At 37.7% G+C, this 25,457-nt stretch carries 22 protein-coding genes; 10 read left to right on the top strand and 12 right to left on the bottom strand.

Translation table 11 applies throughout. From position 1 onward, the window contains the following. The first annotated feature begins 39 nt into the window (after positions 1–39). The 3 genes from lolD (at position 40) to aroG (ending at position 3,280) form a co-directional block, all read left to right on the top strand. Positions 40–723 carry a lipoprotein-releasing ABC transporter ATP-binding protein LolD gene (gene lolD, locus K6J66_RS07705; RefSeq protein WP_005656856.1) on the top strand — a complete coding sequence of 228 codons (684 nt, stop codon included), beginning with the start codon at positions 40–42 and terminating at the stop codon, positions 721–723. Further along, positions 723–1,973 (top strand): lipoprotein-releasing ABC transporter permease subunit LolE, encoded by a 1,251-nt coding sequence (gene lolE, locus K6J66_RS07700; RefSeq protein WP_038439909.1) that lies wholly within the window; start codon positions 723–725, stop codon positions 1,971–1,973. Before lolD ends, lolE begins: the two co-directional genes overlap by 1 nt. A 218-nt stretch (positions 1,974–2,191) precedes the next feature. Next, entirely contained in the window at positions 2,192–3,280 is a 1,089-nt protein-coding gene (gene aroG / locus K6J66_RS07695; protein ID WP_038439907.1) for a 3-deoxy-7-phosphoheptulonate synthase AroG, read from the top strand. Positions 3,281–3,349: 69 nt separating this feature from the next. On the opposite strand, the gene K6J66_RS07690 is transcribed toward aroG, so the two are convergent. Continuing rightward, a complete protein-coding gene (locus K6J66_RS07690) occupies positions 3,350–3,790 on the bottom strand; it encodes a LexA family protein (RefSeq protein WP_005656849.1) in 441 nt (146 codons plus the stop codon). Between the two features lie 284 nt (positions 3,791–4,074). Between K6J66_RS07690 and sstT the strand changes: the two genes are divergently transcribed. The 3 genes from sstT to K6J66_RS07675 all read left to right on the top strand — a co-directional run bounded on the left by sstT (position 4,075) and on the right by K6J66_RS07675 (position 6,603). Further along, complete coding sequence (gene sstT, locus K6J66_RS07685) at positions 4,075–5,319, top strand: serine/threonine transporter SstT (protein ID WP_005650955.1); 1,245 nt, start codon at positions 4,075–4,077, stop codon at positions 5,317–5,319. 121 nt (positions 5,320–5,440) lie between these two features. Next, the gene (locus tag K6J66_RS07680; protein ID WP_038439906.1) at positions 5,441–6,049 is read left to right on the top strand and encodes an NAD(P)H-dependent oxidoreductase; all 609 of its coding nucleotides are present in this window, start codon (positions 5,441–5,443) and stop codon (positions 6,047–6,049) included. Then, positions 6,049–6,603, top strand: a complete 555-nt coding sequence (locus K6J66_RS07675) for a TorD/DmsD family molecular chaperone (RefSeq protein WP_005664747.1) — start codon at positions 6,049–6,051, stop codon at positions 6,601–6,603. Before K6J66_RS07680 ends, K6J66_RS07675 begins: the two co-directional genes overlap by 1 nt. A 44-nt stretch (positions 6,604–6,647) precedes the next feature. Here K6J66_RS07675 and K6J66_RS07670 read toward each other — a convergent pair whose 3' ends face one another. Further along, positions 6,648–7,202, bottom strand: a complete 555-nt coding sequence (locus K6J66_RS07670; protein WP_038439904.1) for an NAD(P)H nitroreductase — start codon at positions 7,200–7,202, stop codon at positions 6,648–6,650. 98 nt (positions 7,203–7,300) lie between these two features. Here K6J66_RS07670 and sppA point away from each other — a divergent pair, with 98 nt between their 5' ends. Beyond that, the gene (sppA, locus tag K6J66_RS07665) at positions 7,301–9,148 is read left to right on the top strand and encodes a signal peptide peptidase SppA (RefSeq protein ID WP_038439902.1); all 1,848 of its coding nucleotides are present in this window, start codon (positions 7,301–7,303) and stop codon (positions 9,146–9,148) included. Between the two features lie 37 nt (positions 9,149–9,185). Here sppA and K6J66_RS07660 read toward each other — a convergent pair whose 3' ends face one another. The 5 genes from K6J66_RS07660 to mnmC form a co-directional block, all read right to left on the bottom strand. Next, a complete protein-coding gene (locus tag K6J66_RS07660; RefSeq protein ID WP_038439900.1) occupies positions 9,186–9,983 on the bottom strand; it encodes a LicD family protein in 798 nt (265 codons plus the stop codon). Beyond that, on the bottom strand, positions 9,983–10,684 hold the full coding sequence (locus K6J66_RS07655; RefSeq protein WP_038439896.1) for an NTP transferase domain-containing protein: 702 nt from the start codon (positions 10,682–10,684) through the stop codon (positions 9,983–9,985). Before K6J66_RS07655 ends, K6J66_RS07660 begins: the two co-directional genes overlap by 1 nt. Next, positions 10,681–11,559 (bottom strand): choline transport protein LicB, encoded by an 879-nt coding sequence (gene licB / locus K6J66_RS07650; protein ID WP_005687794.1) that lies wholly within the window; start codon positions 11,557–11,559, stop codon positions 10,681–10,683. The genes K6J66_RS07655 and licB overlap by 4 nt, the downstream gene beginning before the upstream one ends. Then, a complete protein-coding gene (gene licA, locus K6J66_RS07645; RefSeq protein WP_042611419.1) occupies positions 11,559–12,554 on the bottom strand; it encodes a phosphorylcholine kinase LicA in 996 nt (331 codons plus the stop codon). Before licA ends, licB begins: the two co-directional genes overlap by 1 nt. Before the next feature lie 87 nt (positions 12,555–12,641). Continuing rightward, positions 12,642–14,654 carry a bifunctional tRNA (5-methylaminomethyl-2-thiouridine)(34)-methyltransferase MnmC2/FAD-dependent 5-carboxymethylaminomethyl-2-thiouridine(34) oxidoreductase MnmC1 gene (mnmC, locus tag K6J66_RS07640; RefSeq protein WP_038439895.1) on the bottom strand — a complete coding sequence of 671 codons (2,013 nt, stop codon included), beginning with the start codon at positions 14,652–14,654 and terminating at the stop codon, positions 12,642–12,644. Positions 14,655–14,802: 148 nt separating this feature from the next. Here mnmC and fabB point away from each other — a divergent pair, with 148 nt between their 5' ends. Next, complete coding sequence (fabB, locus tag K6J66_RS07635) at positions 14,803–16,023, top strand: beta-ketoacyl-ACP synthase I (protein ID WP_005655138.1); 1,221 nt, start codon at positions 14,803–14,805, stop codon at positions 16,021–16,023. A 66-nt stretch (positions 16,024–16,089) separates the two neighbouring features. Here the strand turns inward: fabB and K6J66_RS07630 are convergent, their stop codons facing one another. Continuing rightward, positions 16,090–16,353: a GrxA family glutaredoxin gene (locus K6J66_RS07630; RefSeq protein WP_005628952.1), complete on the bottom strand. Its 264-nt coding sequence runs from the start codon at positions 16,351–16,353 to the stop codon at positions 16,090–16,092. 116 nt (positions 16,354–16,469) lie between these two features. Between K6J66_RS07630 and K6J66_RS07625 the strand changes: the two genes are divergently transcribed. Continuing rightward, positions 16,470–17,378: a RimK family alpha-L-glutamate ligase gene (locus K6J66_RS07625; protein WP_038439893.1), complete on the top strand. Its 909-nt coding sequence runs from the start codon at positions 16,470–16,472 to the stop codon at positions 17,376–17,378. 38 nt (positions 17,379–17,416) lie between these two features. Here K6J66_RS07625 and gltS read toward each other — a convergent pair whose 3' ends face one another. The 4 genes from gltS to htrB form a co-directional block, all read right to left on the bottom strand. Then, positions 17,417–18,631, bottom strand: a complete 1,215-nt coding sequence (gene gltS, locus K6J66_RS07620; RefSeq protein ID WP_005655130.1) for a sodium/glutamate symporter — start codon at positions 18,629–18,631, stop codon at positions 17,417–17,419. 41 nt (positions 18,632–18,672) lie between these two features. After that, positions 18,673–20,916: a DNA topoisomerase IV subunit A gene (parC, locus tag K6J66_RS07615; RefSeq protein ID WP_038439891.1), complete on the bottom strand. Its 2,244-nt coding sequence runs from the start codon at positions 20,914–20,916 to the stop codon at positions 18,673–18,675. A gap of 66 nt (positions 20,917–20,982) precedes the next feature. Further along, positions 20,983–22,881: a DNA topoisomerase IV subunit B gene (gene parE, locus K6J66_RS07610; RefSeq protein WP_038439889.1), complete on the bottom strand. Its 1,899-nt coding sequence runs from the start codon at positions 22,879–22,881 to the stop codon at positions 20,983–20,985. Positions 22,882–22,953: 72 nt separating this feature from the next. Further along, positions 22,954–23,889 carry a lipid A biosynthesis lauroyl acyltransferase HtrB gene (gene htrB, locus K6J66_RS07605; protein WP_038439884.1) on the bottom strand — a complete coding sequence of 312 codons (936 nt, stop codon included), beginning with the start codon at positions 23,887–23,889 and terminating at the stop codon, positions 22,954–22,956. Between the two features lie 96 nt (positions 23,890–23,985). Here htrB and hldE point away from each other — a divergent pair, with 96 nt between their 5' ends. Continuing rightward, positions 23,986–25,416, top strand: coding sequence for a bifunctional D-glycero-beta-D-manno-heptose-7-phosphate kinase/D-glycero-beta-D-manno-heptose 1-phosphate adenylyltransferase HldE (hldE, locus tag K6J66_RS07600; RefSeq protein WP_038439883.1), 1,431 nt, complete (start codon positions 23,986–23,988; stop codon positions 25,414–25,416). Positions 25,417–25,457: the final 41 nt, after the last annotated feature.

Raw genomic sequence — 25,457 nt, 5'->3', positions numbered from 1 at the left:
GATTATCTGCCGCTAAAGTGCGGTTAAAAAGAGTAAAAAATGAATAACTATTTATTAAAATGCGAAAATATCAATAAATTTTATCAAGAAGGCGAAAATCAAACGCAAGTGTTAAAAGGCGTTTCTTTTTCTATGGAACCTGCAGAATTGGTTGCGATTGTGGGAAGCTCTGGTTCAGGGAAAAGTACTTTATTACATACTTTGGGTGGCTTAGATCAGCCAAGTAGTGGGGAAGTGTTTATTAATGGACAATCCTTGCAAAAAGCATCGGCTAATGAATTAGCTGCTTTGCGTAATCGTTATTTAGGATTTGTGTACCAATTTCATCATTTAATGGCGGATTTTACCGCACTTGAAAATGTGATGATGCCGATGTTGATTGGTCATCAAAATAAAGCAGAAGCGAAAGATCGCGCCGAAAAAATGCTAAGTGCGGTGGGATTAAGTCATAGAATTACCCATCGTCCTTCTGCACTTTCTGGTGGGGAACGTCAGCGTGTGGCGATTGCGCGTGCTTTAGTGAATAATCCATCGTTAGTTTTAGCGGATGAACCCACAGGAAATCTCGATCACAAGACCACTGAAAGTATTTTTGAGCTGATTCAACAACTTAATCAAGAACAAAATATCGCTTTTTTATTAGTCACTCACGATATGGGGCTTGCGGAAAAATTATCACGCCGTTTAGTGATGCAAGATGGTCTTTTGAAGGAGGGGGCGTGATGAATACGCCGTTTTTTATTAGCTGGCGTTATCAACGTGGCAAACAAAAAAATCCTTTAGTCGCGTTAATTGCAAAATTTTCTGCAATTGGTATTGCGTTGGGTGTTGCAGTTTTAATTGTTGGTTTAAGTGCGATGAATGGTTTTGAGCGTGAGCTTAATCAACGGATTTTGGCGGTCGTGCCGCATATTGAGATTTTTTCTGCGCCTCAAGCGAAAGATCCCACAATTCATCATTGGCAAAATTTAGAAAAACGCCTACAACAAAATCCACAAATTAAAGGAATCTCTCCTTTTGTTAGCTTTACGGCATTGGTAGAAAATGGCTCAAAATTGAAAGTTGTTCAGGTCAAAGGTGTTGAAAAACAAGCAGAAGATAAGGTAAGTTCAATTGGTAATTTCGTACAAGAGCAAGGGTGGAACAAATTTGAGAAAGAAGGTGGATTAGTCTTGGGATCAGGTATTGCTAAAGAACTTGATGTAAAAGTAGGGGATTGGGTTACCTTGCTTATTTCTCAGCAAAATGGCGATGAACAATTTGCTCAACCAACTCGTGAGCCAGTGCAAGTTACCGCTATTTTACGCTTAGATGGTCAGCTTGATTATAGTTATGCCTTATTGCCACTTGCTCAAGCACAAACCTTTTTGACTTATCAACCTGATCAAATTACAGGTGTTGAATTGAAATTAGATGATCCTTTTTCTGTGAGAAATCTGGATTTATCAATGCTTAATGATTATCCGCAGATGCTATATATGCAAAATTGGATTAGTAAATTTGGTTATATGTATCGCGATATTCAGCTTATTAGAACCGTAATGTATATCGCAATGGTGCTTGTGATCGGTGTTGCGTGTTTTAATATTGTTTCTACGCTGATTATGGCAGTAAAAGATAAGCAAGGCGATATAGCCATTATGCGTACACTTGGGGCGAATAACGCGTTTATCAAACGTATTTTTATTTGGTATGGCTTACAGGCAGGAATGAAAGGTTGCTTAATTGGAATTGTGTTAGGCATTATACTTGCATTAAATCTGACAACTTTTATTCAAGGTATTGAGTGGGTTATCGGTAAGAAATTATTATCGGGCGATGTGTATTTTGTGGATTTTTTGCCAAGCGAGTTACATTGGTCGGATGTTTTGATGGTTTTAATCGCTGCACTTGCCTTGAGTTTAATAGCAAGCCTTTATCCAGCAAGCCGAGCTGCTAAATTACAACCTGCACAAGTATTAAGTAGCCATTAATTTCGAGAGTACAGCACAAAAGTGCGGTATTTTTTTATCTTTTATTTACTTAATTATTTCGTTTTATTCAGCTTGCAAGGGAGTTGTAAAGATAGTTTAATAGGGAATTCGTAGGTTTTATTCTAAAAAAAACATATCGAACTAGTTTACTAGTACAAAAATAAGTGTAGATTAGCTACATAATTTAAACACAACATTTGAAAGCAAGAGAGTAATGTATGGCTAAAGGGAAAATTGAAATTGTCGTGGCGAACGACGATACGAGAATTGAAAAAGTTGATCAGGTATTACCACCGATTGCATTATTAGAAAAATATCCAGCTAGTGAACAGGCTGCGGCATTAGTGAAGCAAACTCGTCATGAGGCACATAATATTATTCATGGTAAAGATGATCGTTTATTAGTCGTGATTGGGCCTTGCTCTATTCATGATCCGAAAGTTGCCATTGAATATGCGACTCGTTTAAAACCATTACGTGAAAAATACAAAGATAGCCTTGAAATTATTATGCGTGTGTATTTTGAGAAACCGCGTACAACGGTGGGTTGGAAAGGTTTAATTAATGATCCATATTTGAATGATACTTATCGTTTAAATGATGGGTTACGTATTGCACGGAAATTACTTTCAGATATTAATGATCTTGGTGTGCCTGCAGCGGGCGAGTTTTTAGATATGATTACACCTCAGTATTTGGCAGATTTTATGAGCTGGGGGGCGATTGGGGCTAGAACAACAGAATCACAAGTTCATCGTGAGTTGGCTTCAGGTTTATCTTGTGCTGTTGGGTTTAAAAATGCCACTAATGGTGGTGTGAAAGTCGCTTTAGATGCAATTGGTGCGGCTGAAGCTCCCCACAATTTCTTATCTGTCACTAAATTTGGTCATTCTGCAATTGTTTCTACAAAAGGGAATGAAGATTGCCATATTATTTTACGAGGTGGAGATAAAGGCCCTAACTATAGTGCTGAAGATGTAGAAAAAGTTTGTGCTGATATTGAAAAAACAGGGCGTATTCCACACGTTATGGTTGATTTTAGCCATGCAAACAGCAGTAAACAATATAAAAAGCAAATGGATGTTTGCCAAGACGTATGTAATCAGATTGCATCTGGTTCTAAACAAATCTTTGGCGTAATGGTGGAAAGCCATTTAGTGGAAGGTCGTCAAGATTTAGTTGATGGCAAAGCACAGACTTATGGGCAAAGTATTACGGATGCGTGCATTGGATGGGAAGATTCTGAAAGATTATTGCAACAACTTTCTGATGCAGTTATTGCTAGACGTAAAGCGACGAGTAATTAATTGAAATATAATCTAGATACTAGATAGAAGTGCGGTTGATTTTCACCGCACTTTTTTATTTGCTTTTAACTACGCTGCCCATTTCATTTTATTGCGACGTTTCATTTGATGAATCGTATTGGTTACGGTGCCGACAATAGGTAAATTTGACCAATCTTTTGTATTTATATTTTGTGTTGTGGAATCCAATGCCATAAAAAGATAATTACCGTTATGCGCCATAAATTCATAGACATGAAATTCGTTATTTTCTTCTAGCACAACAAGATCACCAGAATAAAGATCGTCATTTTTTTCGACGACTAACATATCGCCGCTTTCAATTCCCCAAGCCAACATATTTGGGTTAGTGATATGAATAAAACAAGTTTGTTTTGGACGTTTGATACAGTAAAGATTTAAATCTAATTTTTTGTTGAATTTAAGGTTATCTTCTATATCACTGAAAAAAGGCAGTGGATTATAAGAAAAATCCATTTCATATTGTGTAGCCAAAGTTTGGTTGTTCATTCTCTTATCTCCTGTTAAATAATATGGATAAATAACCTTTTACCTTGTTTTTTTGTACAGTCAAATTTTACTGATATTTCATACAGGGTGTCAATAGGTTAAATAAAAAATTTTTTTATAAGTATGTTTTTAGAGAATATCTAATAACTTTAGAAAAAAGTTCACTTTTAGAGTGAAAAATAATAAAAATATTTTCTTTCATTAAAATTTTACGCTATCTTTAATTCCCCCTAGGTGGATTGGTAACAATCTGAAGTTAAATTTACTAAAAGAAAGATAAAAATATGAACACATCACGTCTATTTAGTCTGTTATTTCAGGGTAGTTTGGTAAAACGAATTGCCGCTGGCTTGGTTCTTGGTATTGTTGTTGCATTGATTTCAGCACCATTACAAGAAACCATTGGTTTTAATCTTGCTGAAAAAGTTGGCGTATTAGGTACGATTTTTGTAAAAGCTCTGCGTGCCGTTGCACCAATTTTAATTTTCTTTCTTGTTATGGCTGCCCTTGCAAACCGTAAAATTGGTACGAAAAGCAATATGAAAGAAATAATTGTGCTTTACCTTTTAGGCACATTCTTAGCTGCATTTGTTGCTGTTATTGCTGGTTTCGCATTCCCAACGGAAGTGGTATTGGCTGCGAAAGAAGATTCAAGTTCTGCACCACAAGCCGTTGGTCAAGTGTTGCTAACATTAATTTTAAATGTGGTAGATAATCCATTAAATGCGATTTTCAAAGCAAACTTTATTGGTGTATTAGCATGGTCTATCGGTTTAGGTTTGGCTTTACGTCATGCATCTGATGCAACTAAGAACGTATTATCTGATTTTGCAGAAGGTGTATCAAAAATTGTTCACGTGATTATTTCTTTTGCGCCATTTGGTGTATTCGGTTTAGTGGCTGAAACCTTATCTGATAAAGGTTTAGTCGCATTAGGCGGTTATGTGCAATTACTTGCTGTATTAATTGGTACGATGTTATTTACTGCTTTTGTTGTAAATCCTATTTTGGTTTACTGGAAAATCCGTCGTAATCCTTACCCATTAGTGTGGACTTGTGTACGCGAAAGTGGGGTAACTGCATTCTTCACACGTAGTTCTGCAGCAAATATTCCAGTGAATATTGAATTAGCAAAACGCTTAAATCTTGATGAAGAAACTTATTCTGTTTCTATTCCATTGGGTGCGAACATTAATATGGCGGGTGCGGCGATTACTATTACTATCTTAACTTTAGCCGCAGTTCATACACTGGGCTTAGAAGTTTCCTTCGTTAGTGCACTTTTATTAAGTATTGTTGCAGCACTTTGTGCTTGTGGTGCATCTGGCGTAGCGGGCGGTTCATTATTATTAATCCCATTAGCATGTAGCTTATTTGGTATTTCTGATGATGTAGCAGCACAAATGATCGGTGTTGGTTTCATTATTGGTATCTTACAAGACTCAACTGAAACAGCATTAAACTCATCAACTGACGTATTATTTACTGCGGCAGTATGTATGGAAGAAGAACGTAAAAACGCAGCATAATGATGATGCAAATAAGAGAGCGGGCCATGCCCGCTTTTTTTTATGTGATTTTATATGCAAAGTGCGCTCTATTTTGATAGACTTCTGTCACGTTTTATTTCCCTACAAATAGGTAAGAAAAATGAATCACTTAATTATTTTTGCTCATCCTAATTCAGTGCGTAGTTTTGGGCGAGCGATTGCCAATTGTATTGAGCAAATTAGTCAAGAAAATGGTGTAAATGTATTTTTTCGTGATCTTTATGAAATGAATTTCAATCCAATTTTATCTCATGAAGAATTGCAGAATGCTAACAAAGGTATTATTCCAGAAGATATTCAGCAAGAGCATGATTTTATTCTTCAAGCAGATTTAATTACGTTGGTTTATCCCCTTTGGTGGATGGGGTTCCCAGCAATTTTGAAAGGCTATTTAGATCGCGTATTAAGTCACGGTTTTGCCTATAAAACAGAAAACGGCGAATCAGTGGGGTTGCTCAAAAATAAGCAAATGCAGCAATTTATTACGATTGGCAGTAATGTTGATAAATATAAAGAATTTGGTGTGGATAAATCGCTTAATCATTGTTTGATTAATGGATTATTCAATTATTGTGGAATTGAAAATGTCGAGTTTGAATTATTTGGAGATATTCATTTAATTGATGATGAGGCGCGTAAGGCGATGATTGAACTTGCTGCTCAAAAAACTCAAGCAAAATTGACCGCACTTTTAAAGGAAAAAGAGTAATGTCTGAAAAACAAATTAATAATTTTTCATTAATTAGTCGATTATTCGGTAATCTTTTTTATCGTTCTCCAACAGATAAAGTACTCGCTGACGCATTTGTTTGGTTACAACAAAAAGGTTTGAGTCAAGTTTGGGCGTTAGATACTGATAAAGAAAGTGAATTAGCGCTGAATAGCTTGCAAGTTAAAATCGATCTCAATTTATTGAACGAAGAGTATCAAAAATTATTTGGTGCGAATGGGAAAGTGATGACGGCTATTTCAGCTTATGGCATTGATGTTGAAGAATTTGTGAATTTTCGTCTTGTACGCAATATGCCAGAGGTGGAAAGTGCGGATCATTTTGCTTTATTATTGCTCACAGCCTCTTGGCTTGAAGATAATTCGGATTCTTTAGTGGCTCAACAAGAATTCTTTGAAACTTTTTTACTGCCTTGTGCAGCGAAGTTTTTAACTCAAGTAGAAAATCAAGCAACTTTGCCTTTTTATCGTGCATTGGCTCTTCTTACACGAGAAATATTGGCGGCAATGGCGGATGAATTGGAAGAAGAGTAGGCAATATTTTGCTTTCCTCTAAGTCTTGAGGAAAGCAAAATATTTTATAGATAGGTTACAAAATCTTTTGTATCGATAACTCGGCATTCACGTTCGGCTTTCTCCATACTTGTGCCAATCATGACTAACGCAATCACACGATCTTGTTCACGACATCCGAAAGCTTCTCGTAATGCAGTGCCATTAACCCATTTCCCTGAAATCCACACGTTATCAAATCCTTGTGCTTGAGCAGCCAGTTGTATTCCGTAAGTTGCACAGCCCGCACTTAGCATTTGTTCCCAATCTGGCACTTTAACGATAGTTGGATTGATTTTTGCTACCACACCAATAACCATAGGTGCGCGATGTGCTAGGTTTTCAGCTTTCATCAATTTTTCTTCACCCAAATCAAATTCTACAACGGCAGCTTTAAGTAACGTTTCCAATTTATTTAAGCTCTCGTTTTCCATTACAATAAAATGATAGGGATGTAATTTTCCGTGATCTGGCGAACGCATTGCTGCTTCGAAAATACGCTCAAGCTGTTCTGCATTAGGTGCAGGTGTGGTTAATTTTTTATTTGATTTTCTTGTGGTTAAAAGTGTAAGTGCATCCATTTTATTATTCCCTATGAATAAAAGTGCGGTAGATTATAACATAGTTTTTGGCAAGGCTTTGTGATACGCTAGGGCAAATTTTTTTAAAGGTAATTTGTATGTTTCGAGTATTAAAATTTTGTTGGAAAGCACTTTGTTTCATTCGTGATCTTGTGATGAATGTCGTGTTTTTAGGTTTTGTACTATTGCTAGTGGCGGTAATTAGCTTTTCAAGCGGTGGAAAAAAATCTACAACATTAACAGGGGAAGGCGCATTATTAGTTAATTTAGATGGCTATCTAGCGGACAACCGTGATGAAACACTTCGTTGGCAAGATGCGTTAAGCGAATTGAATGGCGAGCACGTCCCTCGAAAAATTTCGACTTTTGATGTGGTATTTGCCATTCAACAAGCGGAAGATGATCCTAAAATTAAAGGATTAGTGCTCGATCTTAATTATTTTGAAGGGGCGGATTTACCCGCATTAGATTTTATTGGTGGTGCTATCAGTCACTTTAAAGATGCAGGGAAACCAGTGATCGCCTATGCAGATAATTATTCACAAGGACAATATTATTTAGCGAGCTTTGCTGATGAAATTTATTTAAATTCAATTGGAAGCGTGGATATTCACGGTTTATCGCAAGAGAATTTGTATTTTAAAGAGATGCTAGACAAATTAGCCGTTACACCACATATTTTCCGCGTAGGGACTTATAAATCAGCAGTTGAACCATTTTTACGCAACGATATGTCGGCTGAGGCAAAAGCAAATATGCAACGTTGGTTAGGCGAAATGTGGAATAATTATGTTTTATCCGTCAGCGAAAATCGTAATATTAAGAAAGATAACGTTTTGCCGAATGCGAAACAATATTTATCGGATCTTAAAGCGTTAAAAGGCAATAGTACTGCTTATGCCCAACAACGTGGATTAGTAACCGATGTTGTAACTCGTTTGGATTTAGATAAAAAACTCACCGCACTTTTTGGCAAAGGAAGCGATGGAAAAGCGAACCTTATCGAATTTGATGATTATTTGACTCAACTGCCTGATCGCTTAGAACATTACAACGTACCGAATAAAATTGCGGTTGTGAATGTGGAGGGAGCGATTATCGATGGAGAAAGTGATGATGAAAATTCAGGCGGTGATACTATTGCGCGAATTCTCCGTAAAGCTTACGATGACAACTCAGTAAAAGCCGTTGTTTTACGAGTGAATTCACCAGGCGGTAGTGCTTTTGCTTCTGAAATTATTCGTCAAGAAACAGAAAACTTACAGAAAATCGGTAAGCCTGTCATCGTATCTATGGGCGCAATGGCAGCATCTGGCGGTTATTGGATTTCATCCACTGCAGATTATATTATTGCCGATGAAAACACTATTACAGGCTCTATCGGTATTTTCACGATGTTCCCGACTTTTGAAAATAGCATAAAGAAAATCGGAGTGAATGCAGATGGTGTTTCAACCACTGAATTAGCTAATACATCCGCGTTTTCTCCATTAGCAAAACCAGTGCAAGATATTTATCAAACAGAAATTGAGCATGGTTATGACAGATTTTTAGAAATTGTCAGCAAAGGTCGCCAGCTTTCTAAAACACAAGTAGATAAACTTGCTCAAGGTCAGGTTTGGTTAGGCAGTGATGCATTCCAAAATGGTTTGGTGGATGAGATCGGTTCTTTTAATGAAGCGGTCAATAAAGCAGAGCAATTAGTGAATCAACGCCAAGATACTGCCGTACAAGATTTTAGCGTGGAATGGTTCACTGATGATAATGTGAGTTTAATTAGCACCTTATTGCGCGATACTAAAAAAGGTGCGCAAGAACAGTTAGCTAAATGGCTTGGTCTGCCAGCTCCAATTCAAAAATTACAAAAAGAATTGAATGTATTAACTAAATTTAATGATCCTAAAGGTCAATATTTGTATTGTTTGAATTGTGGGAAGGTTCAGTAATAATTGAAAAAGGGCAGAATTAAATCTGCCCTTTCGCTTACAAAATATACGCTTCTTGAATATGATGTGGCTTTTGGTCTTCTTCAGGGGGAAGTTGCATATAGTCGCCGTAATATTGCGTTAAGTGTTCGTGATATCCATTCATTACTTGAAATTGTCTCCCCTCAAATTCTTTATAAACAATGTGATTAAAATATTCTTTCGGCATATAAGATTTTTGCCAACCACCGTAGTCAGATAATACAAGACCAATATAATCGCATTGTTTTATCGGATATTTTATTTGGAATTGTGCTAAATTTTTCTGCATTTTGGAAAATAAAAAGTGGCTTAATTTACCAAGTATCGTTCTTTGCAAAGTATTTTCTTTTGATCTTAACCATCTTTTCTTACAAGAAGAAAATCGAAGTTTAATTCTTCGATGCTTTTTCATCAGTGGGTAGATGATCTTTGGTTCATTCGGTACGCCATCATAGATAAATATATCCATAAACATTGGGCTTTTTCTTCCCTTAGCATCTGTTATTTGAGTGCGACAATCGAAAATTTTTGCCATTTCACCGGTATATTGAGCAAGTATATTTTCTGCCGTTTCCATATTGTAGTATTCGTGAGTTTCTTGAAACCAAACATCAACAAATTTTTGATATTCATCGCGGTGCATATATACATCAATATCGTCGTCCCAAGGGATAAAGCCTTTATGGCGTATAGCACCGATTAATGTTCCACCACCAAGAGAATAGTGAATTTGGTGTTTCTCACATAGAGCGTGGAAATAATCTAAGATATCGAGACAAACGAGTTGTTGTTCTCTGAGAGTCAATTTTTTCATTATTTTTCTTTGTTTGGTGTCAATTTTTGTAAAATACGCTGATAATCATCAAGGTTATCCATCTCAAATATATCATCACGGTTAAGTTGCTCCGTATGAACATTTAATTTATCTATATATTCCATCGGAATGGTGTCCCAATAAAGTTTTGGATTTTTTAACCGCACTTCATTTATATATTCTTTGAGCAAATTTAGAATAATATTGCAATCCCGAGTTGTCCAATAAGATACCCCTGACAAGCTAGGCTGGTTTAATGATCCAATCTCAATACGTATTACTTGCCCATTACTATTTAAAATCGGTAACCATTCATTGTGCGTTTTAGAACGGATGACTGTGAAATATGTACTGTGTGGTGGCTTCGTTAGAAAAATATTACGATTGAGCACAACATCCGCATCAATAACATAACAATCACTAAAGAAGTCTTGTGCCAGAGAAAAGGAATAAATGCTGTTATATTCGCAATATTTTTCGTTGTAAATCAAGGTGCAGTCATATTTTTTCTTTAGATACTCGAATTGTTCGTGCAAATGCCCAGTAATAATGACAATTTTATCAATATTCGCTTGTTGTAAAAACGCCAGTGTTCGTTCCAAGTTAGGTGTGCCGTGAATATCTAACAATGCTTTATGTGTGCTTTGTGTGATGTCTTTAAAACGACTGCCTAGGCCTGCAGCCAAAATAATTGCATTCATTTTTGTTCCCCTTTGTAATAAAGTGTAACGATCACTCCTGCACTTAATAATAAGGTGAGTAGTAAGGTAATGGGCTTAATTGGCTGTTTATAGAGCAGATAACCAAGTCCAATTGCCCATACAGAATATGTGATATTTAATGCCATTGCTTTGATTGGTTTTAACAGATAAATCGCTTGGTAATAGCAGCAGTAAGATAATGCCCCAAAGATTATTACACCAGCAATTTGTACATAATTAAAACTAAGTATATCTAGTGAGAAATTTTTCAAGGAAAGAATAAATAGAATCAATAAATAACCAATAGTTGAACCACATAGTCTTAAAAAATACACCTGAAGTCCAGAGAGAGAACGCATTGTATAGGAGGATATCACTATTTCAGATGACCACCCTAATATACAAATTATTAAAAAAATAAAACCGATAGTATTAAAGGTTATTTCTTGTCCTACTTCAATAGCAAGCAACGAAGAAGAAATAATAGCCAAGGCGAATCCGAATTGGGCTGTTTTGGTAATTTTTTCTTTTAGAATCCAATAAGACATTAACGCAGCGAAAACAGGAAAGAGAGATGAAAGCGGTGCAGCATAATAGATTGTTAAATAATGAATGCTTAATAAATAGGCAGACATTCCTATTGGTCCACCTAATACGCCAGATAACGCAGGTTGCCAAAAAACACCTTGAAAATCTACCGCACTTTTTCGCCATAATGTGATGCCGATAACTAATAACGAGCAAAAATCAATTAAAAAAAGCAATGAAATTACTTTCCCTAACGCAGTATATTCACTTAATGGCAATTCATTATACAACAGTCCAGATAATGCCCAAAATACAGCGGACAGTATGCCAAAGAGATAGCCACGCATTATGGCAATTCCTCTAACAGTTTAAATGCTGCGTCTAAGCGTTTTAACGCATAATCGCCAAAATTCTCGCCGTGTTCTTCTTTTACTTTTGTCCATAAAAACCACAATACATTTTGGCAAAAACGATGGATTTTTAACCGTTTGTGAGCGATTTGAAATTCTGTCTTGTGATATTTATTTGTCTGATTGCAATAGGTTTCTAATAGAAAATCAGCAGCTTCTTTCGATAAATGAGCTTCCTCAATGATAGTAGCTATATCAAATAGCGGATCATTTAAGCCCGAATATTCCCAATCGATAAAAAATAGCCGATCATCTTGTAATAACATATTTTCAGGGACTAAATCATTGTGGCACGGACGTAAAATTATCTCTTTATTGATTTCTTCAAATTGCCAAAATACAGCTGAAAGTTTATCCATTCTCGAATCAGCTTGATAAAAAGCGGATTTGTTTTCTAGCAATGAAAAATATTGGCGAAACTCATCGAATACGCTAAATACATTACGAAAAACAAATTCACTATTGTGTAAACGATATAAATTATTCACAACTTGAGACAAACAACTTTGTTCGTTTAATTGTATCTGACTTAACGGCTTACTATTTTCTAAATAACGAGTCAGTTTTACGCCACTTTTGGCATCTAATACGGGAGTTTCTACATTCAAGCCAGCACGATATGCCTGAGCATTATTGAATGCCTCATATTCTCGATTTATAAGTGATAAATTTACGGCATTAGGGATCCGTAATACAAACTTAACTCCAGAAATATTAAGTAGAACATTTTGATTGGTCATTCCTCCAATAGAGGAAAAAGGAATGGAATGCTGATGAAGAAAATGAAATACTTCCTCAGGCTTGTAGCAAGTTTTAACAAATCCTACAATTTGATTGATTGATTGATTGATTGATTGATTGATTGATTGATTGATTGATTGATTGATTGATTGATTGATTGATTGATTGATTGATTGATTGATTGATTGCATAGCATTTTTGTATTCATTTTTATATTTAAATTTTGTTTGATTTTAACACGTTAAAGTTATTTTTGTAAGGCTCTGAATCTTATGAATTTATTCAACTTTTGAACCTTTCAACCACTTTTTTACCCAAGCTCGGTTAGCTGAAAGATTATGTAATATGCCTTCGCTTATTGGTAATGGCTCGCCATAAATGATTGAAGCTAAGGTTTCACCTAAGAGTGGAGCAGAGGTAAGCCCACGAGAACCTAAGGCTGCCGTTAAGAAAAGATTCTGAAAATTGGCTGCACTTTGAATAGGTTGTTTACGGCGGCGGAGGTTAAATAGATTGTAATAATCCGCTTGTTGCTGTTCAAAATGAGGCACGTTTCCCACCATTGGGGCAAGATCTCTTACAGAGCAACGAATGCCTACACGAGCAAGATTATCTGATGTATCCACATCTTGCGTCCAAGGTTGGGCGATATTTTGCTGGAGTTTTTGTTGGTTTTCTTGTTGTTCTTGTTCGCTAAAATGGCGATCAACATTATCACGAACATGGCTTGCACCGATGCAATGTGAGGTTTTTAATTGATTGGCTGGAGTAAGATAGCCATCATAACAAAGCACAGATTTCAGTTTGAGTAAGTTTTCTGATGTTGGAATTTGGCTGACTTGCCCGCGGATAGGGTAGAGCGGTAGCTTTTCTGTTTGAACAAAATCAGTAATTTTATGTCCGTTCGCAAGAATGACGACTTCATGGCAGTATTTTTGACCTTGCATATTTTTTAGTTCCCAACCTTTTTCTTCTTGAGAAAGTGCGGTAATTTTTTGTGCGGTTTTAATGATGACACCCTGCTTTTCAAGAAATGAAAAGGCATTTTGAACAAATTGTCTTGGTGCAAGCCAAGCCCCTTGTTCAATCCAACCGCCTTCGCAATTAAGCGGTAATCCCACTTTTTCACTGAGTTGTTCAGCATTCAGCATTTGGAAGATTTCGTTCGGCAAACCAAGCTGAGAAATCTTTGTTAATTTAACCGCACTTTTTTCGTTGTAAGCGCATAGTGCCACGCCACAAAATTCGTGTTCAAACGCTATGTTTTGTTCGATTGCCCAATCAAGTAATTGGCGACCGTAACTGAAAGCGTGCAGGTAAAAATCAACGGTGAGCGCATTATCATCGCTAAGTTGCGGATAAAATGCACCTTGTTTATTGCCTGAGGCATTAAGTGCAAGCGCGGCATCTTCACAATAAATGGTGACTTTTGCCCCACGTTTTATTAAGGAAATGGCAGCACAAAGAGAGGCAATACCACCGCCGATAATAGCGACATCTTGTTTTTCCATTTTCGCAGGCTGAGCAAGATACCAAGGTGTTGAAAGTGCGGTAGATTTTGATTGTATTTTTAACCCACTTAAACATTCTCGCTTTTTGCCGAAGCCTTTACGTTTTGTCACGTTAAAGCCTGCGGATTCAAGTCCTTTTCTGACTGCACTTGCTGCGGTGAAAGTGGCAAAAGTTCCATTGGGTTTCGTGAAACGAAACATTAAGTTATAGAGATCATCATTCCACATTTCAGGATTTTTACTCGGTGCAAAGCCATCTAAAAACCAAGCATCAATACGTTCATTCATATAATCGCCAAGTTGTGGCAAGTTTTCTGAGACATCACCAAACCATAAATCTAAGGTTGTCTCTTCAAAATGAATACGATGACAACCTAGAATCAATGAAGGCCAATAACGTTGCAAATGAGCGCTTAAATCTTCAAACTGCGGACAGGCAAGATGCGCTTGCAAAAGTGCGGTGATTTTTAGCGGATATTTTTCAAAGGAAATAAAATTTAGGCGTTTTAAAGGATGATTCTCGTGTTGCTGGCGAAATTCACGGAACAATTGAGTTGCCGCAAAGAAATTTAATCCTGTACCAAATCCTGTTTCAGCGATGACAAAATTAGCGTCTTTGTGTGTTATCCAACGTTCCCAAAGTTGATTACCTTGTAGAAAAACATAATCGGTTTCTGCCAATCCATTTTCGTTAGAAAAATAGACATCATCGAATTGATCTGAGACGGGAATATGGTTTTGGTTGAAGTGAATCTCAGCATGTTGGACGCTAAAGGTCATTTTTTATTCCTTTCTTGCCTAATGAAATTTGCGTATAATAACGCGATTTTCTGAACTGGTCGAACAAATGAATTATTGCTTGAAATATTTTTATTTCGTAGTAATTTTGGGTCGTTATTTTTACATATAAAACAATAAGGAAGAAGCAATGAGAAGAACTGTAATTACAGGCTTTGGGATTATTTCAAGTATCGGTAACAACAAAGAAGAAGTATTGGCTTCATTAAAAGCAGGGAAATCAGGTATTGAAGTTGTGCCTGAGTTTGTAGAAATGAATATGCGTAGCCATGTTGCCGGAACAATCAAATTAAACCCAAGCGAGCACATTGATCGTAAAGTGTTCCGTTTTATGGGTGATGCAGCGGCTTATGCTTATCTTTCTATGCGTGAAGCGATTGAAGATGCAGGCTTAACAGAAGATCAAGTTTCTAATGATCGTACTGGCTTAGTGATTGGCGCAGGTACGGGGTCTGCACATAATCAATTAGTGGCTTGTGATGCGGTTCGTGGCCCTCGCGGTGTAAAAGCGATTGGTCCTTACGCTGTAACGAAAACCATGGCATCAAGTGTTTCAGCTTGTTTAGCAACACCTTATAAAATTCGTGGTGTGAATTATTCTATGAGTTCTGCTTGTGCAACCTCTGCACATTGTATTGGTCATGCGGTTGAATTAATTCAATTAGGCAAACAAGATATCGTTTTTGCTGGTGGTGCAGAAGAATTATCTTGGGAATGTGCTACTGAGTTTGATGCAATGGGTGCAGTTTCAACTAAATACAATGAAACGCCAGAAAAAGCATCTCGTGCTTATGACGCAAATCGTGACGGTTTCGTTATTGCAGGTGGTGGTGCTGTTGTGGTTGTGGAAGAATTAGAACACGCACTTGCTCGTGGTGCAAAAATTTACGCTGAAATTGTAGGTTATGGCGCAACTTCTGATGGTTACGATATGGTTGCACCAAGTGGTGAAGGTGCAGAGCGTTGTATGAAACAAGCAATGGCAACTGTCGATACCCCAATTGATTACATCAATGTACACGGTACATCTACACCAGTAGGTGACGTGAAAGAATTAGGTGCAATCAAAAATGTATTTGGTGACAAAATCCCAGCGATTTCTTCAACTAAATCAATGACTGGTCACTCTTTAGGTGCGGCGGGTGCACACGAAGCAATTTACACGTTATTAATGTTGGATAATGATTTTATTGCACCAAGTATTAATATCGAAACCTTAGATGAAGCCGCTGAAGGTTGCAACATCGTTACTGAGACGAAAGAAAATGCAGGATTACAAACTGTCATGTCAAATAGCTTTGGTTTTGGTGGTACAAATGCGACATTAATTTTTAAACGTTATAACGGTTAAAACGATTCTATGAAAAAAGCCACTTTCGCTTGAAAGTGGCTTTTTTGTATAAATTAAAAAGAAAAATTAAGCAACGATACCAAATTGTTCTTTCATTAATGCTTCAAAATCAGTGCAACCACCGATTGGTTTTTCATCAATAAAGATTTGTGGTACGGTTTCTACTGGTTTGCCGACGGATTTTGATAAATCTTCTTTGGTAATGCCTTCTGCGTGAATATCCACATAACGATAGTCAAAATCAGCAACTTCGCCTTTTAATTTTTCAGCAAGGTTTTTTGCACGCACACAGTAAGGGCAGCCAGGACGACCAAAAATAACAACGAACATAAGATTTCCTTTTTTGAGTTAAAAATTCTAGGCAATTCTACCTGATTTTTATCGTCTACATAAAGTGTTTTTATTCGTGTAATATAAGGAACATCGTAGATAATAAATTAAATGTTATGAAATTATTAATGCTTTGCCGAGAACCTCGTCTTTATAGTTGCCAACGCTTAAAAGAAGCGGCTAAACATCAAGGGCATGAGATGGATATTTTAGATCCGAATCACTGTTTCTTAAAACTCTCGCAAAATCCACCGCACTTTCAGATTTTTTATCAAGAAAATTCTGAGTCGAAACCTTATTTATTGCCTGATTATGATGCAGTTTTGCCTCGATTTGGCACAACGAGTACGCAAATGGGATGTTCAGTCTTACAGCATTTTGAAGGCAAAGGGACTTTTTGTTTAAATTCATCTCAGGCATTTTTAAATGCGCGTGATAAATGGAAAAGTTTGCAACTTTTGCTGAAGGCTGGTGTTCCTGTTCCCAATTCACTTTTAAGTGGCGGTGAAGTACAAGCTCATGCGACGATACCTCATATCAGTTCGCCGACAATTTTAAAAACGCTAAATGGTTCACAAGGAATTGGGGTAATTTTAGCTGAAAAACCACAAAGTGCGGTGAGCATTATGGAAGCTTTTAAGCAAACCAATATATCTATGTTGCAACAAGATTTTATCGAAGAAGCGGGCAATGCGGATATTCGTTGTTTTGTGATGGGTGATCAAGTGGTAGCAACGATGCAGAGAATTGGGCAAAATGGTGAGTTTCGGGCGAATTGCCATCGTGGCGGAAAAACCGAAAAAATTACCCTAAGCGATGAAGAAAAGCAGATAGCCATTCAAGCAACAAAAGCTATCGGTTTAGATGTGGCTGGCGTGGATTTAATTCGTTCGAAAAATGGATTATTGGTTTTAGAAGTGAATGCAAGCCCAGGCTTAGAAATGATTGAAAAAACAAGTGGGATTGATATTGCAGCTGAAATAATTGATTATATTGAAATAAATGCCTTTATCAATTCAAGATAAAGGCATTTCTCTAAAACATTGTCAATTTCAACCGCACTTTACGCGAGCATATTTACAACTGCAAATGAAACTTTTAATAGCGCAGCGTTGATTAAGTCGATAAAGAATGCACCGACCATTGGAACGATTAAAAATGCTTTGTGCGATGGCCCAAAACGGCTGGTGACAGCTTGCATATTAGCGATTGCTGTTGGGGTTGCGCCTAAACCAAAACCACAGTGTCCAGCACTTAATACGACGGCATCGTAATCTTTACCCATTGCTCGATAAGTAATGAAAATTGCAAAGGCAGCCATAAATGCGACTTGAATAGCAAGAACAATTAATACATCAATTGCTAAACCTGCAAGTTCCCAAAGTCTTAATGACATTAAAGCAATTGCTAAAAAGATGGATAAGCCTACGCTACCTAATACGTCAATAGCGGATTCTGCTACTTGGAAACGGAAAATGTTGGTTAAAATATTGCGGACAATAACACCAGTGAATAAACACCATACGAAAGTTGGTAATTGGAGTGCAGTACCTTTTGTTTGCACATCTAAATATTGACCAATTAATAAACATACTGAAATCATTGCAATTGTTTCAATTAATGAACGTGCAGTAATTTTACGTTTATAAGTTGGGTGTTCAAATGCTTCTTGAATGTCATCAACTTCATCATTTTCAGGATTTTCGCCTTGTTTTTGGCGATTTAATAAGAAACGAGCGACAGGACCACCGATGATACCACCGAATACTAAACCGAAAGTTGCACAGGCAATGGCAATTTCAGTTGCACCTTGTAGATTAAATTGATGTGCAAATGTATCCGCCCAAGCAGCTCCAGTGCCGTGACCACCTGTTAAGGTTACTGAACCTGCAAGTAAACCATAAGCGGGATGGATTCCTAATGCCATTGAGCTTGCAATGCCAATAACGTTTTGTCCTAAGATTAATAATGCAGCAATGAATAAAAATACAACGAGTGGCCTTCCGCCTTTAATTAGACGGGAAAAGTTAGCACTTAAACCGATAGAAGTAAAAAACACTAACATCATTGTGGTTTGTAGATTTTTATCGAAGTTAAAGGATGTTCCATCAATTTTGTGCCAAATTAAAAGACCAATGGCAACAATAAAGCCACCAACAACTGGCTCTGGAATGTTAAATGTTTTTAATACATTAATGCGTTTAACCAAAAAATAGCCCAATAGCAAAACTAAGCTTGCTAATGCAAGGGTTTCATACGTGCTAAAAGTATAGCTCATAAATTGGATCTCCCTATGTTATGTTTAAGTGATGTGTTGTGTTACGGCTCGATTACCATAATTTCAAGATTGGTATGTAATCCACGTGGTAATGTCGAACCTTTTCTGCCTCGTTCTGCGCGGAACTTTTGCAGATCTTCTGGTTTTAATACAATTTTTCGTTTTCCAGAATAAAATTCAAGACTTGCTTGATCTGAAATAAGCAATAATTTTGTCAATAGTTCGCTACGATCTTTTGCATTCGCTGCGGGAATAGTGATCATTTTATTGCCTTTACCTTTTGATAATACCGGTAAATCCTGTGCTGGAAAAATCAACATTCTGCCTGCTGATGTGATTGCGACAACAAGTGCGGTAGAATTTATCAATGTTTTAGGCTTCAACACTTTGGCATTTTCTGGTAAAGAAATCAAGGCTTTTCCAGTCTTGTTACGTGCAATTAAATCTTCAAATTTACAAATAAAACCATATCCCGCATCAGAAGCCATCAATAATTCTTGCTGTTCGCTGGCCATTACAACATATTCAATGGTCGCACCAGTGGGTAAATTGAGTTTACCTGTAAGTGGTTCGCCTTGGGAGCGAGCGGAAGGCAATGAAAGCGGATCGAGTGCATAACTCCGCCCCGTGCTATCAATGAATACAACGGCTTGATTACTTTTGCCACAAGCGTGAGCTAGATAGCTATCGCCAGCTTTGTAGCTTAATGATTTAGGATCAATATCGTGTCCTTTTGCACAACGTACCCAGCCCATTTCTGATAAGATGACAGTAACTGGTTCTGCTGGCGTCATATCACTTTCAGAGATCATTTTGGCTTCTTCACGTTCGACCAGTTGAGACATACGTGGACTGGCATATTTTTTCGCATCTTCTTGAATTTCTTTTTTGATAAGCGTATTCAAACGGCGTTCTGATCCTAAAATTGCTTCTAAATTTAACCGCTCTTTTTCAAGTTCATCTTGTTCTGCTTTGAGTTGGTTTTCTTCTAATTTCGCTAAATGACGTAAGCGTAAATTTAAAATGGCATCGGCTTGTTCATCGCTTAAATTAAAGCGTGCCATAAGCTCTGCTTTTGGATCATCTTCGTGGCGTATAATTTCGATAACTTCATCAATATTTAAAAAGGCTATCATCAAGCCTTCTAAAATATGCAAGCGAGAGAGCACTTTATCTAGGCGATATTGAAGGCGACGAGTGACCGTTGTGCGACGGAAAGTGAGCCATTCATTTAAGATTTCTAATAAGCCTTTTACCGCAGGTTTATGATCAAGCCCGATCATATTCATATTTACACGGTAGCTTTTTTCAAGATCTGTTGTAGCAAATAAATGTGCCATTAAGGCATCAGTATCGACTCGATTTGAGCGAGGGACTAGTACAATTCTAATTGGGTTTTCGTGATCGGCTTCATCTCGAATATCTTCTAGCATTGGCAGTTTTTTTGCCGTCATTTGATCGGCTATTTGTGCAATAACTTTTGAGGGCGAAGATTGATGTGGAAGTGCAGAAATAATGATCTCGCCGTCTTCTTTTTTCCAAGTTGCACGCATTTTTATTGAGCCACGACCTTGCTCATAAATTTTACGAATTTCTGATTTTGGCGAAATAATTTCAGCTTCTGTTGGAAAATCTGGGCCTTGAACAATTTCAAGTACATCATCTAATCTCGCTTTAGGATTATCTAGCAACATTACTGCCGCATCAGCAATTTCGTTAATATTGTGTGGTGGAATATCTGTCGCCATACCCACCGCAATACCAGTTGTGCCGTTCAATAAAATATGCGGTAAACGAGCAGGTAAATATTGTGGTTCAGCTAAGGTTCCATCAAAGTTTGGTTGATAATCTACTGTTCCTTGTCCGAGTTCATTCAACAAGATTTCAGAGATTTTAGATAGGCGAGATTCCGTATAACGCATGGCTGCGAAGGATTTTGGATCATCTGGCGCCCCCCAGTTACCTTGACCATCTACAAGCGGATAACGATAAGAGAAGGGTTGTGCCATTAACACCATTGCTTCATAACAAGCGCTGTCACCATGTGGATGGAATTTACCGAGTACATCACCGACGGTACGAGCAGATTTTTTGTATTTTGCCGTGGCATTTAAGCCAAGTTCAGACATCGCATATACAATACGACGTTGAACGGGTTTTAAACCATCACCGATAAAAGGCAACGCACGATCCATGATGACATACATAGAATAGTTGAGATAAGCCTTTTCAGTGAAGGTGCGTAGAGGCATTTGCTCAATGCCTTCATAGTTGATATTTGTCATTTTTGTTTCTGTTAATTGATATATTCTTAATTTATTAAAATTCGGATTTGCTGAGATTAATTTAGTCTAAACAGATAAATCAACCTGATCGCCTTTCGCTTGCAACCAATTTTTACGGTCTTCGGAACGTTTTTTCGCTAATAACATATCCATCAGTTCTAATGTATCTGAGCCTTGATCTTCCCCTAAATCATAAGTTAATTGAACGAGACGACGAGTATTAGGATCCATTGTTGTTTCACGCAATTGTGATGGATTCATTTCGCCTAAACCTTTAAAACGTTGAACATTCGGTTTGCCTTTTTTATTTTTTAACCGATCTAAAATTGCCTCTTTTTCATTTTCATCTAATGCGTAGAAGACTTCCTTATTTAAGTCAATACGATAAAGCGGTGGCATTGCTACATAAACGTGACCGTCTTGTACCAATTTCGGAAAATGGCGTAAGAACAAGGCGCAGAGTAGAGTAGCAATATGCAGTCCATCGGAATCAGCATCTGCGAGAATACAGACTTTACCATAGCGAAGTTGTGATAAATCATTGCTGTCAGGGTCGATGCCTAGAGCAACGGCAATATCGTGAATTTCTGTTGAACCTAATACTTGATCAGGGGAAACTTCCCATGTGTTTAAGATTTTCCCACGTAACGGCAAAATCGCTTGATATTCGCGATCACGCGCTTGTTTTGCTGAACCGCCCGCAGAGTCGCCCTCCACTAAAAATAATTCTGTTTTTTCTAAATCCTGTGAGCCACAATCTGCTAATTTTCCTGGTAATGCTGGGCCACTAACAAGTTTTTTACGTACGACTTTTTTAGCCGCACGTAATCGGCGTTGTGCAGAACTAATGGCAATTTCTGCTAATTTTTCAGCGTCTTGTACATTTTGGTTTAGCCATAGACTGAACGCATCTTTTAAAACACCGCTGACAAACACCGCACTTTGGCGTGATGATAAGCGTTCTTTAGTTTGCCCTGCGAATTGTGCATCTTGCATTTTAAGGGAAAGAATGTAAGAACAACGCTCCCAAATATCATCAGCGGTAAGTTTTACCCCGCGTGGTAATAGATTTCTAAATTCGCAAAATTCACGAATGGCATCTAATAAACCTTGACGTAGGCCATTAACATGTGTTCCGCCTTGAATTGTTGGAATTAAGTTTACATAGCTTTCGCCAATCAGTTCGCCACCTTCTGGCAACCAAAGTAATGCCCAGCTAACCGCTTCATTTGTTCCTTTAAATTCGCCAACAAATGGTTTTTTGGGAAGGGTTTCAAAGCCATTTACTGCTTCGATAAGGTAATCGGAAAGCCCATCTTCATATAACCAAATATCTTGAGTATTGTTTACTTTATCAATGAATTTGATTTCAAGCCCTGAGCAGAGTACCGCTTTCGCTCTTAACAAATGGCGTAAGCGGCTAACGGAAAATTTTGCACTGTCAAAATATTTTGGATTCGGTTTGAAGTGAACGGTTGTTCCCGTTGTGCGTCTGCCACAAGTCCCAATAACTTCCAATTCTTCTACTTTACTGCCGTTTTCAAAGGCAATTTTATATACTTCCCCATTGCGTTTGACTTGAATATCTACGCGTTCAGAAAGCGCATTCACCACAGAAATCCCCACACCGTGTAAACCACCCGCAAATTCATAATTTTTATTGGAGAATTTACCACCCGCATGCAGTTTAGTCAGGATCACCTCTACGCCGGAAACGCCTTCCGTAGGATGAATATCCACAGGCATACCGCGACCATTGTCTGTGACTTCAATGGATTGATCAGGGTGTAAAATTACTTCAATTTTTGTGGCAAAACCCGCAAGGGCTTCATCTACGCTGTTATCAATAACTTCTTGTGCTAAATGATTAGGACGAGTTGTGTCTGTATACATACCAGGGCGAATTTGCACTGGTTCGAGATCTTTAAGAACGGTAATTTCTTGAGCTGAATAATTGGTTGTCATGGTTAGATGAGTCGTTAATTTTTAAATTTGAGAAAATTCTATCAAAAAGTGCGGTGATATTCGACCGCACTTTTAATCGTATAAACTAGGCGTATTTTCATCGGGGCGTGTTTTAAAACGACGATGTAGCCACATATATTGTGATATGCCCTTCATGATTTCCTTTTCAACGATTTGATTCATTCGCGTAGCAATCGCCGTTTCATCCTGTAAATCCATAAAATCAACAGGTGCTGAAATACTCACGGTATAGCCTGAACCATCTTTATTGCGTAATGGCGCAAATGGAATCACTTTGCTGTTTTGTGAGGATTTCAATAAATAATAACTACCAGTGGTTGTGCAAGCATCGGGCACTGCAAAAAATGGTACAAAAACAGCATTTTTTCTGCCGTAATCGTGATCTGGTGCATACCAAATGGTTTCTTCGTGGCGTAAAGCTTTGATCATTCCGCGTAAATCTTTACGATCAAGCATATCTTTATTAGAGCGTAAACGACCTTGCGTTTGTAGCCAATCAAGCAAAGGATTATCATTTGGACGATAAACGCCAATGCCGGGATGATGCAAACCAAGAATGCGCGCGCCAAGTTCTAGCGTTAAGAAATGAACACCAACGAGAACAATTCCATCTTTTTGATTTTCTTTTAGATAATGTAAGCCTTCAACTTTTGACCATTTTTTGATACGTGAATCCGACCAAAACCAAGCCATGCCAGTTTCGATAATTGCCATGCCTACAGAGCGGAGATTTTCTTGCAAAATCGCCTCACGGTCGTTTTCAGACATATCAGGAAAACAAAGTTCAAGATTACGACGTGCAATGGCTGCTCGACGTTTACCCACTTTTAAATGTGAAAACAGCCAACCGAGACCATGACCAATATGGCGCAAAATAGGATAGGGAAGACATAAAATACTTCGCCAAATTGCCACGCCTAACCAAAAAAGCCAGTATTTTGGGGCTAAAAAGTGCGGTTGAAATTGAGGGAGTTTTTCGTTTTTCATTGTTCTTTCCACGTAAGTTAGGGGCGTAGTTTATCGTAAATTTGAGTTGTGGTAAAATTGCCACAATTTTGGTTATTCAAATAGAGAGATTTTAAAATGGCTCAATATTCAGCAGAATTTAAGCAAGCAAAAGTACTTGTATTAGGCGATGTGATGCTTGATCGTTATTGGTTCGGCGCAACCAACCGTATTTCACCAGAAGCACCAGTGCCAGTGGTTCGTGTACAAGAAAATGAAGAGCGCGCGGGTGGGGCTGCAAATGTGGCGATGAATATTGCTTCACTCAATGTACCCGTTCAGTTAATGGGATTGATTGGACAAGATGAAACTGGTTCTGCACTTTCCCTCTTATTAGAAAAACAAAAAATTGATTGTAATTTTGTTGCATTAGAAACCCATCCAACTATTACTAAATTACGTATTTTATCTCGTCACCAACAGCTGCTCCGCCTTGATTTTGAAGAAGATTTCAATAATGTAGATTGCAAGGATTTATTAGCGAAGTTAGAAAGTGCGGTGAAAAATTACGGTGCTTTGATTCTTTCTGATTACGGCAAAGGCACGCTTAAAGATGTTCAGAAAATGATTCAAATTGCACGCAAAGCGAATGTGCCTGTGTTGATCGATCCAAAGGGAACTGATTTTGAACGTTATCGTGGGGCTACATTATTGACACCCAATATGTCTGAATTTGAAGCCGTTGTGGGTAAATGTAATACAGAAGAAGAAATTATTAAGAAGGGTTTAAAATTAATTTCTGATATTGAATTAACCGCACTTTTGGTAACGCGTTCTGAAAAAGGCATGACATTATTACGCCCAAATCAAGAGCCTTATCATTTGCCAACCGTTGCAAAAGAAGTGTTTGATGTGACGGGAGCCGGTGACACTGTCATTAGCGTATTAGCAACCGCATTAGCAGATGGACGTTCTTTTGAGGAATCTTGTTACCTAGCCAATGTAGCCGCTGGAATTGTGGTGGGTAAATTGGGGACTTCAACGGTTTCGACCGTGGAACTTGAAAATGCGATTCATGCTCGTCCTGAAACTGGATTTGGCATTATGAGTGAAGCAGAATTAAAAGATGCTGTCGCACAAGCTAAAGCGCGCGGTGAAAAAATTGTGATGACTAATGGCTGTTTTGATATTTTGCATCCAGGGCATATTTCTTATTTAGAAAATGCACGCAAATTGGGCGATCGTCTAATTGTTGCGGTAAACAGCGACGATTCTGTTAAACGCTTAAAAGGCGAAAGTCGTCCAATTAATAATCTTGAAAACCGTATGGCGGTATTGGCTGGTTTGGCATCCGTGGACTGGTTGGTGCCTTTCACTGAAGATACACCACAACGTTTAATCGGCGAAATTCTACCAGATCTTTTAGTCAAAGGCGGCGATTACAAACCCGAAGAGATTGCAGGCAGTAAAGAAGTGTGGGCAAACGGTGGCGATGTTAAAGTGCTAAACTTTGAAAATGGTTGTTCAACAACAAATGTGATTGAAAAAATTAAATTATTGAAAGATTAAGTGAAAGGTTGGGGACAACTTGTTTATCATAAAAAACAACG

This window comes from Haemophilus influenzae (assembly GCF_019703545.1).
GTDB classification, from domain to species: Bacteria; Pseudomonadota; Gammaproteobacteria; order Enterobacterales; family Pasteurellaceae; genus Haemophilus; species Haemophilus influenzae_E.
This window is presented reverse-complemented; position numbering and strand designations above follow the sequence as displayed.

Bases quoted from the DNA above. Each gene is read 5' to 3' on its own strand.
- lolD (WP_005656856.1), top strand. From the start codon at position 40: ATGAATAACTATTTATTAAAATGCGAAAATATCAATAAATTTTATCAA.
- lolE (WP_038439909.1), top strand. From the start codon at position 723: ATGAATACGCCGTTTTTTATTAGCTGGCGTTATCAACGTGGCAAACAA.
- aroG (WP_038439907.1), top strand. From the start codon at position 2,192: ATGGCTAAAGGGAAAATTGAAATTGTCGTGGCGAACGACGATACGAGA.
- K6J66_RS07690 (WP_005656849.1), bottom strand. From the start codon at position 3,790: ATGAACAACCAAACTTTGGCTACACAATATGAAATGGATTTTTCTTAT.
- sstT (WP_005650955.1), top strand. From the start codon at position 4,075: ATGAACACATCACGTCTATTTAGTCTGTTATTTCAGGGTAGTTTGGTA.
- K6J66_RS07680 (WP_038439906.1), top strand. From the start codon at position 5,441: ATGAATCACTTAATTATTTTTGCTCATCCTAATTCAGTGCGTAGTTTT.
- K6J66_RS07675 (WP_005664747.1), top strand. From the start codon at position 6,049: ATGTCTGAAAAACAAATTAATAATTTTTCATTAATTAGTCGATTATTC.
- K6J66_RS07670 (WP_038439904.1), bottom strand. From the start codon at position 7,202: ATGGATGCACTTACACTTTTAACCACAAGAAAATCAAATAAAAAATTA.
- sppA (WP_038439902.1), top strand. From the start codon at position 7,301: ATGTTTCGAGTATTAAAATTTTGTTGGAAAGCACTTTGTTTCATTCGT.
- K6J66_RS07660 (WP_038439900.1), bottom strand. From the start codon at position 9,983: ATGAAAAAATTGACTCTCAGAGAACAACAACTCGTTTGTCTCGATATC.
- K6J66_RS07655 (WP_038439896.1), bottom strand. From the start codon at position 10,684: ATGAATGCAATTATTTTGGCTGCAGGCCTAGGCAGTCGTTTTAAAGAC.
- licB (WP_005687794.1), bottom strand. From the start codon at position 11,559: ATGCGTGGCTATCTCTTTGGCATACTGTCCGCTGTATTTTGGGCATTA.
- licA (WP_042611419.1), bottom strand. From the start codon at position 12,554: ATGCAATCAATCAATCAATCAATCAATCAATCAATCAATCAATCAATC.
- mnmC (WP_038439895.1), bottom strand. From the start codon at position 14,654: ATGACCTTTAGCGTCCAACATGCTGAGATTCACTTCAACCAAAACCAT.
- fabB (WP_005655138.1), top strand. From the start codon at position 14,803: ATGAGAAGAACTGTAATTACAGGCTTTGGGATTATTTCAAGTATCGGT.
- K6J66_RS07630 (WP_005628952.1), bottom strand. From the start codon at position 16,353: ATGTTCGTTGTTATTTTTGGTCGTCCTGGCTGCCCTTACTGTGTGCGT.
- K6J66_RS07625 (WP_038439893.1), top strand. From the start codon at position 16,470: ATGAAATTATTAATGCTTTGCCGAGAACCTCGTCTTTATAGTTGCCAA.
- gltS (WP_005655130.1), bottom strand. From the start codon at position 18,631: ATGAGCTATACTTTTAGCACGTATGAAACCCTTGCATTAGCAAGCTTA.
- parC (WP_038439891.1), bottom strand. From the start codon at position 20,916: ATGACAAATATCAACTATGAAGGCATTGAGCAAATGCCTCTACGCACC.
- parE (WP_038439889.1), bottom strand. From the start codon at position 22,881: ATGACAACCAATTATTCAGCTCAAGAAATTACCGTTCTTAAAGATCTC.
- htrB (WP_038439884.1), bottom strand. From the start codon at position 23,889: ATGAAAAACGAAAAACTCCCTCAATTTCAACCGCACTTTTTAGCCCCA.
- hldE (WP_038439883.1), top strand. From the start codon at position 23,986: ATGGCTCAATATTCAGCAGAATTTAAGCAAGCAAAAGTACTTGTATTA.